This is a genomic window from Flavobacterium sp. 140616W15, from assembly GCF_003668995.1.
In the GTDB taxonomy this organism is placed as follows: domain Bacteria; phylum Bacteroidota; class Bacteroidia; order Flavobacteriales; family Flavobacteriaceae; genus Flavobacterium.
Genome location: NZ_CP033068.1, coordinates 3959416 through 3972528, shown reverse-complemented (window position 1 = coordinate 3972528; position 13113 = coordinate 3959416). Strand labels below are relative to the sequence as shown.

The 13113-nt window shown below is 31.0% G+C and carries 13 protein-coding genes and 2 pseudogenes; 8 read left to right on the top strand and 7 right to left on the bottom strand.

Features of this window, described 5'->3' with window-relative positions; genetic code table 11:
* Positions 1–71: 71 nt before the first annotated feature.
* A pseudogene (locus EAG11_RS22460) lies at positions 72–485 on the top strand (GNAT family N-acetyltransferase).
* A 131-nt stretch (positions 486–616) separates the two neighbouring features.
* On the opposite strand, the gene EAG11_RS21830 reads toward EAG11_RS22460, so the two are convergent.
* From EAG11_RS21830 to EAG11_RS22930, 4 genes are all read right to left on the bottom strand, one after another.
* Positions 617–841, bottom strand: coding sequence for a hypothetical protein (locus EAG11_RS21830; protein ID WP_164998726.1), 225 nt, complete (start codon positions 839–841; stop codon positions 617–619).
* 216 nt (positions 842–1057) lie between these two features.
* Positions 1058–1582, bottom strand: coding sequence for a lipopolysaccharide biosynthesis protein (locus tag EAG11_RS22455; RefSeq protein ID WP_242499193.1), 525 nt, complete (start codon positions 1580–1582; stop codon positions 1058–1060).
* Positions 1583–1611: 29 nt separating this feature from the next.
* The gene (locus EAG11_RS22450) at positions 1612–2301 is read right to left on the bottom strand and encodes a hypothetical protein (RefSeq protein ID WP_242499192.1); all 690 of its coding nucleotides are present in this window, start codon (positions 2299–2301) and stop codon (positions 1612–1614) included.
* 179 nt (positions 2302–2480) lie between these two features.
* Positions 2481–2720 carry a helix-turn-helix domain-containing protein gene (locus EAG11_RS22930; protein WP_371414647.1) on the bottom strand — a complete coding sequence of 80 codons (240 nt, stop codon included), beginning with the start codon at positions 2718–2720 and terminating at the stop codon, positions 2481–2483.
* A 244-nt stretch (positions 2721–2964) separates the two neighbouring features.
* Here EAG11_RS22930 and EAG11_RS21825 point away from each other — a divergent pair, with 244 nt between their 5' ends.
* From EAG11_RS21825 to EAG11_RS17370, 3 genes and pseudogenes are all read left to right on the top strand, one after another.
* Positions 2965–3114, top strand: a complete 150-nt coding sequence (locus EAG11_RS21825) for a hypothetical protein (protein ID WP_164998725.1) — start codon at positions 2965–2967, stop codon at positions 3112–3114.
* Positions 3115–3288: 174 nt separating this feature from the next.
* Positions 3289–3525, top strand: a pseudogene (locus EAG11_RS17375) (GNAT family N-acetyltransferase); the annotation flags it as partial.
* Positions 3526–3644: 119 nt separating this feature from the next.
* Positions 3645–4646, top strand: coding sequence for a hypothetical protein (locus tag EAG11_RS17370; protein WP_129540276.1), 1002 nt, complete (start codon positions 3645–3647; stop codon positions 4644–4646).
* Positions 4647–4768: 122 nt separating this feature from the next.
* On the opposite strand, the gene EAG11_RS17365 is transcribed toward EAG11_RS17370, so the two are convergent.
* Both EAG11_RS17365 and EAG11_RS17360 read right to left on the bottom strand, forming a co-directional pair.
* Positions 4769–6406, bottom strand: a complete 1638-nt coding sequence (locus EAG11_RS17365; protein WP_129540275.1) for a S41 family peptidase — start codon at positions 6404–6406, stop codon at positions 4769–4771.
* Positions 6407–6503: 97 nt separating this feature from the next.
* Positions 6504–6926, bottom strand: coding sequence for a ribonuclease P protein component (locus tag EAG11_RS17360; protein WP_129540274.1), 423 nt, complete (start codon positions 6924–6926; stop codon positions 6504–6506).
* A 125-nt stretch (positions 6927–7051) separates the two neighbouring features.
* Here EAG11_RS17360 and EAG11_RS17355 point away from each other — a divergent pair, with 125 nt between their 5' ends.
* The 3 genes from EAG11_RS17355 to EAG11_RS17345 all read left to right on the top strand — a co-directional run bounded on the left by EAG11_RS17355 (position 7052) and on the right by EAG11_RS17345 (position 9675).
* Positions 7052–7786, top strand: coding sequence for a 1-acyl-sn-glycerol-3-phosphate acyltransferase (locus EAG11_RS17355; RefSeq protein ID WP_129540273.1), 735 nt, complete (start codon positions 7052–7054; stop codon positions 7784–7786).
* Between the two features lie 10 nt (positions 7787–7796).
* Positions 7797–8789: an acyl-ACP desaturase gene (locus EAG11_RS17350; protein ID WP_129540272.1), complete on the top strand. Its 993-nt coding sequence runs from the start codon at positions 7797–7799 to the stop codon at positions 8787–8789.
* A gap of 232 nt (positions 8790–9021) precedes the next feature.
* Positions 9022–9675, top strand: coding sequence for an HD domain-containing protein (locus tag EAG11_RS17345; protein WP_129540271.1), 654 nt, complete (start codon positions 9022–9024; stop codon positions 9673–9675).
* A gap of 141 nt (positions 9676–9816) precedes the next feature.
* On the opposite strand, the gene EAG11_RS17340 is transcribed toward EAG11_RS17345, so the two are convergent.
* Positions 9817–11877: a M13 family metallopeptidase gene (locus EAG11_RS17340; protein ID WP_129540270.1), complete on the bottom strand. Its 2061-nt coding sequence runs from the start codon at positions 11875–11877 to the stop codon at positions 9817–9819.
* A 205-nt stretch (positions 11878–12082) separates the two neighbouring features.
* Here EAG11_RS17340 and EAG11_RS17335 point away from each other — a divergent pair, with 205 nt between their 5' ends.
* Positions 12083–13006, top strand: a complete 924-nt coding sequence (locus EAG11_RS17335) for a DMT family transporter (RefSeq protein ID WP_129540269.1) — start codon at positions 12083–12085, stop codon at positions 13004–13006.
* The last annotated feature ends 107 nt before the right edge of the window (positions 13007–13113 follow it).

Below are 13113 nucleotides of genomic sequence, written 5' to 3'. Positions count from 1 at the left end.
TGATTAATCAAACGTAAATTTTTAATAGAAATTCTGTTCCTACAAGGTTTCAAAAACCTTTTGAGGCATTAATTGTTCATAAACTATTGATACTCTAAAATTAAGAAGCGAAGTCTTTGTAGTGGAGCAAAACTGTGTTTATTTGGATATTGATGACAAAGACAAACTCGCTTTGCACCTAATGGGCGAGTATGAAGGTAAAATTGTGGCACACGCACGTCTTTTTGATGCTGGAATTAGTTTTGATAACGCTTCTATTGGAAGGGTAGTGAGTAGTTGTAAGTCCGGATTATCGTGATAAAAAATGAGGACATGATTTAATGACAGAAGCAATTGCAGGGATTAACCCCCATTTTGGTAAAACCGATATCACTGTTGGAGCGCAATTATAGTTGAAAAAATTCTATGAAAGCCATGGTTTTATACATACTAATGAGATGTATCTGGAAGATGATATCCCGTATATAGAAATGGTGAGAAAGTAGATTAAATTACTGATTCTTCATTTTTTTTTAATTTTTCTTTGAGTTTGTTGTTTTCTTTTTTAATGATTCAAGATGTTCAATAAGAAAATCAGGGATGTTAAAATGATTTATGTTTATATCATCTCTGTATTTTATATTTTTTGTATCAGGTTCATAAATAGCTTCTTTTTTATATCTAATTCCTTAGCTATTTTTAGCCATTCAACCTCCGTAATGTTTTTACGTCCATTTTTATTCTGCTTAGTTACATTATTAATCTTTCCGTGATAAGATTCAATTTTTTTAAGTCTATTGATTTTAGCTTTTGTATTAAAAAACTGAAAATTATTTTTGCTTAAAATTATTAAAGTTTTCATGTAAGGGATTAAGCAGAAACTGCTTAATAATCTTGTTTATATCAACTGAAATAATAAATTTATAATGGATAAAGAAGTATAATATTGTTAATATAATTGATTTTAGGATTATATTGATTATATGTGGAAAAGAAAATTCCCAAAAGTAAAATGTGAGAAACAGAAGAATTGTAATGATGATAGAGTATACTGTTTCCTTTGTAAAGGGATATAATTTCATTTTTTTACGACAAAAAGTAATTTTGCTAAACTATATAATGTCATAGATAATAATGTAGCAAATGCAGCTCCTATAACTCCGAATTTTGGGATAAAATACATATCAAAAGTTATTATAAAAAAAACTAATAAAACACCTAAAACTAATATTGTTTTGTAATACTTAGAGTTAAAAATAATGGCATTATTGTTTCCTAATATTAATTCAAAGTATTTAGAAAGACCAATCATAAAAACTACCCATTTGCCACTACTATATCCTTCTTTTGGAATTAACGCATAAAGTTCATTAATATTGGTAAAAATACAAAGCATTACTAATCCTCCTACGACTTGAAGATTAATTGATGTTTTTTTATAAATTAAATTTAATTTTTCATATTCGTTATTAATCATTAGTTTGGCAGTAATCGGATAGATAATTTGTTGCATTGCTCTACTTGGAACTGAGATAACTAATGCTATATATGTTGCTACACCATAAAAAGCAATATTTTGAATAGATAAATATTGGTTAAGCATTAATTTGTCTACATCTAAAAGTAAATTGGCTATTGTTCCTGAAAGTATAATGTAAAAAGTATATTCAATAATATTTTTATATTATTAGGTATATATAATTTAAATACCGGTTTTTTTAAATAGAAGGCATAGTACATCATAATTATTAAAGAAAAAAAATAAATTCCGCCAGTTATGTACAAAAAAGATTGAATAGTTATCAATTTATAATACACGGAAATCAAGGCGATTAAACTAAGTAATCTTATTCCGACCTCTTTTATGAAATTTCCAAAAACAGAATGCATATTTACTCTAGCCCAAGCATAGAAAATTTCAAAATAACCCATACACAAACCAATAAGAGGAATTAGTAAAATAAATGATTTTACAATTTTATTTTTCTTTGAAACAAAGAAAGTAATGTCTTGGTAGAAGTATAAGGATACTAAAGATATAGGGATAAAAAACAAAATTGGAACGAAAACAGTAAATGATAAGAAGCCATTTTTTTCCTCTTCAGTTTGATATTGAGAATAAAATTTGATCAAAGTGTTTTGCATGCCGAATGCTAACAAAGGCATTATTATATTTGATGCAGATGAAATGTATCCAGTTAAAGCATAGTAAACATCCCCTAAAATGACAGGAAATAAAAAAAGAGTATTTATAGCTCCTATTCCAAATCCTAAATATGTAATGATTGTATTTTTTATAGATTGATTTAATATTATTCCCATTTATTCTTAACTAGTTGACTATAATTGTTTATTACTATTGCGTAATTGTGTAATAAATTTTTTAGCTTGATTATTATTAATTTGAATTGTTTAAAAGAAGCTTCCTTATAAAAACTTATCGGAGTAAAGTAGTTGTCAAATGTCTAATATTTATATTTCTTTATTTTCGATTTGCTTTTTCAAAAAAAAATTTGGCTTTTCAAAGTTTGAATGTCTTCTTTGTTTTCTTGGACTATATTACTAATACAATCTTTAGGTTTTTCGTTAATTTCTAAAGTGCCGAAATTTTCATTTATTAACATTGAAACTGAGGTATTGAGAATATTTGCGATTTTTATTAGTCTTGTAATACTGATTCTATCATCTTCTTTTTCTAATCTAGCATAAGAAGGTTGATTAGTACCTAATTCAAATGCTATGTTATCTTGCGATAATCCTTGATTTTTTCTTCTTGCTTTAATTTTAAGACCAATCTTATTTATATGAATTGTAAGAAATAGAATAATTTATTTACAATATTAATAAAAACAAAACCAATAATGTAAGAAAAAGCATAAATATGTTTGTTTGATATTGTGATTATTTGCTTTTAAACCTGCGCTGGAGAGACCAAGGAAATGATTGTGATTTTTTTCTTTAATAATTAATTTAAAATAAAAAAACATGGAAAGCAGAAAGTTAGGCTTAGATAATTTTAAAAAAATGAGCGAAAATATTCAAGAAGATGAGATCTTGGCTAAACTAGAAGGAGGTAATGTTCCCGCAGATTTTGATTGGTGTCATTTTTGGGACGGTATTAGACAATATATTTGAAGCCCAAGTATTTAATTTAAATTTTATATTCAATTAATTTAAGAAAGGTTGTTTTTAATTAAATGACCTTTCTGTTTACTTTTCAAAAAAATGGATATTGTAAATAATGATTTAGGGAATCAAATTAGAATGATGCTTTATAAAAAGAATAATGAGATTTTTGATGTTTTAGATTTTGATAGCGCTTCTATAGGAAGAGTAGTTGTAAGTCCGGATTATCGGGATAAAAAATGGGGACATGATTTAATGACAGAAGCAATTGCAGGAATCAAAACTCATTTTGGTAAAACCGATATCACTGTTGGAGCGCAATTATATTTGAAAAAATTCTATGAAAGCCATGGTTTTATACAAACTAATGAGATGTATCTTGAAGATGATATCCCGCATATAGAAATGATTAAAAGTTAATTGCGAATATTTTTTTTGGCTTTGTCCAAACATTCAAATTAAATAACCGATTAGTAAAAATGATATTTATAGGATATATTTGTTTATGTAAGAATATAGAAACAATTTAAATTTAATAAATGAGCATCCTTAGGTATTTTATAATAGCTTCATTTTCGTGTTTTGTTATGCATGCACAAAGCGGAGAAGATTTCCATTTGCAAAAAGCAGGGTTTGATAAAATATCCCTGAAGTCAAAGAACGATACAATTGTCTTTTTGATATCTAAAAGCGATTCTAAAGTGCCAAAGCCTACAATTTTGTTTATTCAAGGTTCATTGCCTCTGCCAGTAATTTTTTATGATCAAGAAGTATCTAATTCTCTGATTCCGTTTAGTATTAAGGAGTATTCTGAAAAATTTAATTTTATCATTATTGCAAGAAAAGGAATTCCTTTAATCGGTAGCTACGATAAAGATGCAAACGGTTATCTAGATTCAAACGGAGAAGTACCTCTAGAGTATATAAAAAACAATAATTTAGGATACAGAGTTAGTCAGGTACAATCGGTTATAAACTATTTATATGGTGATAAAAGGACCATAAAAGATTCCATCTTTGTTATCGGACATTCTGAAGGTTACAGAGTAGCGTGTAAACTAGCAGAGAATAATACAAAAATTGCAAAACTAGTTTGTATGTCGGCAGATCCCTTTAATAGAGTAACCGAAAGCATTTTGCGTGAGCGAGTTAAGGGTTTTGGGACAAATAATGATGAAGCTTCTCAATTAGAAATTGATAAATTAATAGATGATTACAAAAACATTCCTGCAAATAAAATAGCGTTTAAGGATAATGTAAATTTTAATAACTGGTTGAGTCATAACGAAAATATGAGTTATGAGAGCCTACGAAAATTTAAAAATCCAATATTGGTTGTGTATGGATCGGCCGATATAGGTTCAGCACACAATGATTTACTACCTTTCTTATTACCAAAAAGCAATATAAAACTCAAAGCTTATCCTAACTATAGCCATAATTATGAAAAGAAAGAATTTGATGCTAACGGAAATCCTTTAGAGGATAGCTATCATTGGGATGAAGTATTTAAAGATGTAGTTAATTGGCTCACTTTATAATGATGAAAATTAACTAGTTGAGTATAATTGATTTTAGGGTATAGACTTGTACTTCCAAAAAAAAAATGCAAAAAGAAAAACATTCCTTTTTGCATTTTTTATAAAATCTATTTTTTATTGAATTACATTTTTAAGATTGACTTATATTCCGTTTGATTGTTCAAAACCCCAACGGCCTTTTTAATCTCAGAGTTGTTTTTAATATAGTATTGATACAAACCTTCTTGGTATTGGTATCTTTTTATTAGTTCTTCTAAAATCAAATTCTTGATTTCTTTTTGATTCTTGTCAAGTAAAGTAGTCTCACTTTTTTCAAGGGCATTCAATAATTGCTGATATTCTGAAGTAATCGTTTCGTCTATTTTTTCTTTTTTGGCAGCAGCCAAAGTATTCTTTAATGCTGTTTCAGTTTCAGTATCAAAAGTGATTTTATTCGTTTTTAAAAACTGTTTAAAGTTACTATAATCAGCATCGGTTAGAGTAGGGATCTGAGTTCCAAGATTTGGATTTTTATAATAGTAACTTGTTGCATAGTCGAAAATACCGTTGTTTTTTAATAAAGCATTGGTGATTGCACTCAATTTAGCGTCGTCTAATTCAATATCAGGCATAACTCCACCACCATCATAAACAGTTCTGCCTTTTCTGGTTTTAAAAGCATTAAAGTTTTTAGCATCCGTTTTTGTAGCTACACCATTTTTGTCTTTATGAGCATAGTCTAGGGCCTGAATGCAGCGCCCAGAAGGAGTATAGTAACGCGAAATAGTTACTTTTAGCTGAGTTCCGTAAGTAAGATCAACAGAACGTTGTACCAAACCCTTTCCAAAACTGCGACTTCCAAGAACAACAGCACGATCTAAATCTTGTAATGCTCCCGAAACAATTTCTGATGCTGAGGCACTTCTTCCGTTAACCAAAATTGCCAATGGAATTTGTGTGTCTATAGGCTCTTTGGTTGTTTTGTAGGTATTGTTATGTTTTTCGATTCTTGATTTTGTAGTTACAATAACTTCGTTTTTCGGAACAAAAAGGTTGCATATGTTTACAGCTTCGTTAAGAAGCCCGCCTGGATTTCCTCTCAAATCCAAAACAATCTGAGTAGCACCATCACGTTTAAGTTGTTCTAATGCACTTTGTGTTTCGGCAGAAGCTTTACGGCTAAAATGAGCCAAAACAATATATCCTGTTTTTGAGTCAATCATTCCATAGAAAGGAACCGATTTGATATCTATTTCATCTAGAATAATATTAGTAGTATTGGTTTTTCCTTGGCGTATATATTTAATGGCAATTTTGGTGTTTTTAGCCCCTTTTAGCAATTGCGAAGCATCATCTTTGAAATCAGCAATTAACACATCACCAATCTGAATGATTTCGTCACCAGCTTTAAGTCCCGCTTTATCGGCAGGATAATCTTTATACTGTTCTTTTATAATTAATCGATCGGCTTTGCGAGTAATCATAGCACCAATTCCAGTATATTCCCCAGTATTATTGATTTTAAAATTGATAACATCCTGTTCGTTAAAGTAAACCGTGTAAGGATCTAAACTCCCCAACATGCTTTTAACGGCTTTGTCCATTAAATCACCAGGGTTGGTTTCGTCTACATAATTGGTGTTAACAGCTTTAAATAAGGTTGTGAAGATTTCTATTTGTTTGGCAATTTCAAAGAAGTCATCTTTGAAACTGGTTCCAATGAATAAAAACGCAGCTGCAACAATAGGAATTATAATTTTTTTTTTGAAAAACGTGACCATGTTTGTGATTTATCTTAAATTTCAGAGTACTAAAATAAGAATAATTCAGCAACATTAATGCGGGTCAGTAAGGAAACACGATTTATGGAGTCAAAAACTATTGAATAGTATCGTTTTGTAAATCTGTTTTAGCTTCAGTTTCAGGTTTTGGGTTTACTTGAAGTAAAAATTTTTCAAACAATTGAATCGTTTTGGTGTTGATTTCGTCATAAGACAGCCTGTCTTTTGTTTGATAAAAAAGCATAAACGAATAGGGCTTGTCTAAATTGTCAAGTAAAATATGTTTGTTTAATCGGTAAGTTTCACGTAAAACACGTTTGAAGTAATTGCGGTCAACCGCTTTCTTGAAATATTTTTTAGATGTCGAAACACCCATTTTTATTTTCTCATCTTGCTTTATATCACCTGAGTAATAAACTAAGCGCAACGGATATTTAGAAACTGATTTCCCTTCAGAAAAGAGTAGTCCAATTGTTGTTTTGCTTTTTAGGCGTTCTTTTTTTGGGTAAGTAAAGCTCATTTTTTGATTTTGAAAAAACTGTGAATTATGTAACAAAGGTACAATTTAACAACAAACCTATTATTATTTGCGATTTAATTAGCGCTAAAAATATATTTATTACTTTTGCACCTAATTTTTTAAGCATGCAAAAACTAATTTCGTACCCTATATCCGTTGTTTATTATTTGTGTTTTGGATTTTGTCTAGCAATTTTCCATCCAATTCAATGGGTTTGTCTTAATGTTTTTGGCTACCAGGCGCATAAAAAAAGTGTTGATTACCTTAATTTCTTTTTGGTAAAATGCACCAATCTCATTGGGACAACCTATAAATTTGAGAATAGAGAACTGATTCCTGAGGGGGTTCCTATTATTTTTGTTTCAAATCACCAAAGCATGTACGATATTGTAGCAATGATTTGGTATTTACGCCGTTTTCATTGTAAATTTGTAAGTAAGAAGGAGTTAGGTTCAGGGATACCAAGTGTGTCTTATAATTTACGTCATGGGGGTTCTGTCCTAATTGACAGAAAAGATCCTAAACAAGCCATTCCAGCAATTAAAGGATTGTCTGAATATATAGAAAAATACAATCGTTCTGCTGTAATTTTTCCTGAAGGTACTCGAAGTAAAACTGGTAAACCGAAGGAATTTGCACAAAGCGGTTTGAAAATATTATGCAAATATGCACCATCAGCATATGTTGTACCAGTTAGTATTAATAACTCATGGAAAATGGTAAAATTTGGCTTTTTTCCCGTGGGTTTAGGAAATCATCTTACCTTTACCATTCATAAACCGTTAGCAGTGAAAGATTATGATTTTGCAACGATAATGGAAAAGTCGGAAAAGGCTGTAGTAGAAGGAGTTAAAATTTAAATTATATAAAATGTCTATAAAGAACATTCGATTAGAAGTAATGCAGTTTTTAGAGAAAAACGTAGACAGCTTCGTTGAACAGTATTTAATACCTGTTGAAAAGATTTGGCAACCGTCAGATTTTTTACCTAATTCTGAAAAAGATACTTTTTTTGAAGAAGTAAAAGAACTACGCGAAATAGCTAAGGATTTACCATACGATTTTTGGGTAACTTTAGTTGGTGATACTATTACTGAAGAGGCTTTGCCTACTTATGAATCTTGGTTAATGGATGTAGAAGGCATCAATCAAGTTGAAAATGGTGGAAACGGTTGGTCTAAATGGATCAGACAATGGACGGGTGAAGAAAACCGCCATGGTGATTTACTAAACAAATATTTGTATTTGTCTGGTCGTGTAAACATGCGCGAAATAGAAATGACTACCCAGCATTTAATCAACGATGGTTTTGATATCGGAACAGGAACAGATCCATACAAGAACTTTGTTTATACTAGTTTCCAGGAGCTTGCAACTTATGTTTCGCATAACAGAGTGGCACAAATGGCTAAGAAATATGGTGATAACAAATTGTCTAAAATGTGTAAAATGATTGCTGGTGACGAAATGCGTCATCATCATGCATATAGCGAATTTGTTAACCGTATTTTTCAAGTAGATCCAAGCGAAATGATGCTTGCTTTTCAATATATGATGAAAGCAAAAATCGTTATGCCTGCACACTTCTTGAGAGAATCTGGACAAAAAATAAGTTCTGCTTTTGAGCAATTCTCTGACTCAGCACAACGTATAGGTGTTTACACAGCTAGTGATTATGTTGATATCATGCAAAAGTTAATTGATAAATGGGAAATTGATAAAATCGGTGGACTTACAGATGAAGCTGAAAAAGCCCGTGATTATTTAATGAAGTTACCAGGAAGAATGGCTAAGATTTCTGAAAGATTAGTTATTCCTCAAGAATCACATATCTTTAAATGGGTTGAACCAGCAAGACTTTAAATTTAAGATTTCTGAGTTTAGATTTAAAATTGAATTTTGACTTTGAAACTGAACTTTGAAAAAATATAAATAGTTAATGTTGATTGTTAAGGTTTTCAAGACTTTGACAATCAACATTTTTTATTTAAAATGAGGATTTAGAGCTAAATCTACCCTATTTAAATCCACTTAATCAATAAAATCTGTTTGCTTTTTTTAGTTTTGTAAAGAAGCATTAATTAAATACATGAATATGAATAATTCTGACTTAATAAACAAAACAATCATTTTTGTAAAAGATAAGCTAAATGATGCCGAAGGAGGGCATGATTGGTTTCATATTGAACGAGTATATAAAAATGCACTTTTAATTGCTAAAAACACTCCTTGTGATAGCACAGTGGTAAAATTAGGGGCTTTGTTGCATGATATTGCCGATAGTAAGTTTCATAACGGAGATGAGACTATCGGACCCAAAACAGCACGTTTGTTTCTGGAATCAGAACATGTCTCAGAAGATATTATAGCACATGTCGTAAAGATCATCGAAAACATATCGTATAAAGGAGGTAATTTTGAGAAAAAATTTACTTCTACAGAATTAGATATTGTGCAAGATGCAGATCGCTTGGATGCTATTGGTGCTATTGGAGTAGCAAGAGCATTTCATTATGGAGGATATAAAGATAGAACTATTTATGATCCTAGTATTGCCCCGATTACCAATATGACAAAAGAAGAATATAAAAAGAATAATGCACCGACAATTAATCACTTCTATGAGAAATTGTTGTTGCTGAAAGATAAAATGAATACAGAAACCGGAAAACAAATCGCAGCCGAAAGACATCGATTTATGGAAACATTCCTTTCACAATTTTACGCAGAGTGGGAAGGGGTGAAGTAGTATTCCGTTTTTAGCCACAGTTACAAGTTGCAGCAATCAGAAGTGTTATCCTGAGCAGAGTCAAAGGACAGACTCAGTTTTGGGTAAAAAAAATAGGCTGTTCACTAATGAAACAACCTATTTTCTTGTGTAAATATGATATTACCAGATTTTTACTCTTTTCTCTGGTTCTAGATACATTTTATCTCCTTTTTTAATAGAAAAAGCTTCGTAAAACGTGTCCATGTTTTGGATTGGCACATATGCACGATACATTCCTGGAGAGTGTGGATCTGTTTTTACTTGATTTTTCAAAGCTTCATCACGGCTTTTGGTTCTCCAAACTGTTGCCCATGATATAAAGAAACGTTGCTCTGGAGTATATCCATCAATTAATCCTGGATTTCCATTCGCTTTTAAATACAATTGTAATCCGTCGTAAGCAGCATTTACTCCACCTAAATCACCTATGTTTTCTCCCAATGTAAACTTACCATCTACATGAATTCCTGGAAGTGGCTCTAATGCGCTATATTGATTCGCAAGTGCGTCTCCTAATTTTGTAAATTCTTTCAAATCATTTTCAGTCCACCAATCAACAAGATTTCCTTCTGCATTGTAACGCGCCCCTGAATCATCAAATCCATGAGAAATCTCATGTCCGATTACTGCTCCGATTCCACCATAATTTACAGCTTCATCTGCTTCATAATTATAAAATGGGGGTTGCAATATTGCCGCTGGAAATACAATTTCGTTATACGATGGATTGTAATATGCATTTACAGTTTGTGGTGACATTCCCCATTCTGTTTTATCTACTGGTTTATTCAAATCTGAAAGTCCTTTTTCAAAACTCCATTTAGAATAACTTCTCATGTTATCAAAATAGCTTCCTCCTTCTGGCAGACTTTTAACTTGTAAAGCCGAATAATCTATCCATTTGTCTGGATAACCAATTTTAATTGTAATCTTATTTAACTTCTCGATTGCTTTAACTTTAGTTTCAGCAGACATCCAAGTTAGATTGTTTATTCTGTTTTGGTATGCTAAAATTACATTTTGGATCATTTTCTGAGCTTTTACTTTCGCTTCAGCTGGAAATAATTTCTCTACATATAATTTTCCTAATGCTTCTCCGATAGTTTGGTTTACTACCTGAAGCGCTCTTTCTTCACGTGGACGTTGCTTAATTGCTCCTGTTAAAGTTTTTCCGTAAAAATCAAAATTTGCTACTTCAATTTCTGTAGATAATTGTGATGCTGTTGCTCTCAACAAGTACCATTTCATATATTCCTTCCAAGCACCAACATTATTTTCTTTAAAAATAGTTTCTAAAGCTTTCATGTATCTTGGTTGTAATACGATAACTGTATCTACTTTAGCCATTCCGATTCCTGAAAGGTAATTTTTCCAGTTAATGGTTGGTGTCATTTTTTGCAAATCAGCAATTGAAGTCGGATTGTATTGTAATCTGCTATCTCTGCGTTCTACTCTATCTAATCTTGGTTTAGACATTTCGATTTCTAATGCTAATATTTTTTCAGCATTTTGTTTAGCAACCGCAGGAGTTTCTCCCACATATTGCAACATTCTAGCTACATGAAGTACATATTTTTCACGTTTTTCTTTTGAGTCTTTATCCTCAGCTGTGTAGTAGTCTTTGTCTGGTAAGCCTAATCCACCTAAACCAAGACTAACTGAATTTTTAGTACTGTTTTTATCATCAGCACTTACATAAACTCCAAAAAAACCAATTCCGCCAATAGGTTCTATTTCAGTTAAGAACTTCTCTAAATCAGCAACATTTTTTATTGCATCGATTTTTTTAAGATATGGTTTTAAAGGCGCAATTCCTTGTTTGTTTCTTCCAACCGTATCTAGTATTGTGTTAAAAAGACTGATCGCTTTTCCTTGATCTGTATTTGATTTATATTTTGGATTTTTCGATGCTTCTTTTAAAATAGCCAATGAATTTGCATCTGTCTTCTTCAGCAACTCATTAAAACTTCCCCAAGTTGTCCTATCGCTAGGAATCTCCGTTTTGGCCAACCAAGTTCCATTTACATAACGGAAAAAATCTTCACTTGGCTTAACATTCTTATCCATTAAAGAGATGTCAATACCTGATACTGAAGGTGTCTGACTTTGTGCCTGACACATTGCAAATCCTAACATTGCAGGAATTGCAAATAGCAAATTCTTACTATTGTGTTTTTTCATTTTTAAATAAGGTTTTATAGTTTCACAAACTTATTGTTATTATTTTGAATAAAATGTTGTTTTTTGTTAGATTTAAGCTTGCAACTAGATTGGTCTAAATTTAAAAAAAATGTTACAGATTTAGAATAAAACTTATAAGTAAAGTAATTTCATGATAGTAATTCAAATTAATTTCTGAATATTTACATCATAAAATCATCAGTACGTGAGAGCTAAAATCCAGCAGGCCTTTTCTAATAAAGTTGAATCAATTGGTTTACCGATTCTCGCTTTGTGTTGGGTGAGTTTTTTTTGGGGAACAACATGGCTAGCATCAAAAGAAGGTGTTAAGCATATGCCAGCTTTACAACTGGCAACTATCAGACAATTTATTGGTGGAATTTTATATGTTGGTTACTTTATACTCAAAAAAGAACCTTGGCCTAAAGGGAAACAATGGCAAACAATTTTAGTTTTGAGTATCTTAAATTTTGTTTGTAGTAACGGGTTAAGTACTTGGGGTGTAAAATATATCAGTAGTGGTTTGGGTGCAATTATTGGCGCAATTTTCCCAATATGGATTGTTGTTATTTGCTTTTTTAAAGGAGAACGAATTGCTAAACTAGCTGTGGCTGGAATTTTAATATGTTTCGCCGGGGTTTGCATTATTTTTATCGACCATCTTGCCGATTTTATTAATCCTGAATTTCAATTCGGAATCTTTTTATCAGTAGCTTCAACTATAACTTGGGCATTTGGAATTTTGCATACCATGAAAAAAGCATCCAGCTTTAATCCTTATTTTAGTTTAGGATTACAAATGCTTATTTCGAGTTTTATTCTTTTTGGTGTAACCGAAGTAACTGGAACGAATATGGCTTTGGATAAAATCCCAGCTTCGTCTTGGTGGTCAATTGCTTATTTGGTTATTATTGGATCTGTTTTAACTTTTATTGCTTTTATATATACGCTACAACATTTACCAAAAGAAGTTAGTAGCATTTATGCTTATATCAATCCAATTGTTGCAATATTATTGGGCTTCATTCTTTTTAACGAAACACTTACCCTTGCCATTGTAATTGGTGTTTTAGTAACTTTAATTGGTTTGTATCTCGTAAATTCTTCCATTCGGAAGATAAAGAAATAGACTTCTTAGATTATTTAGACTGGCTTAGACTTTTAGACTTCTTAGATATTGGCATTTATGAAAAATAGATTTTAGGCAAAACGCATAATACTTAAATAAAAAACGGC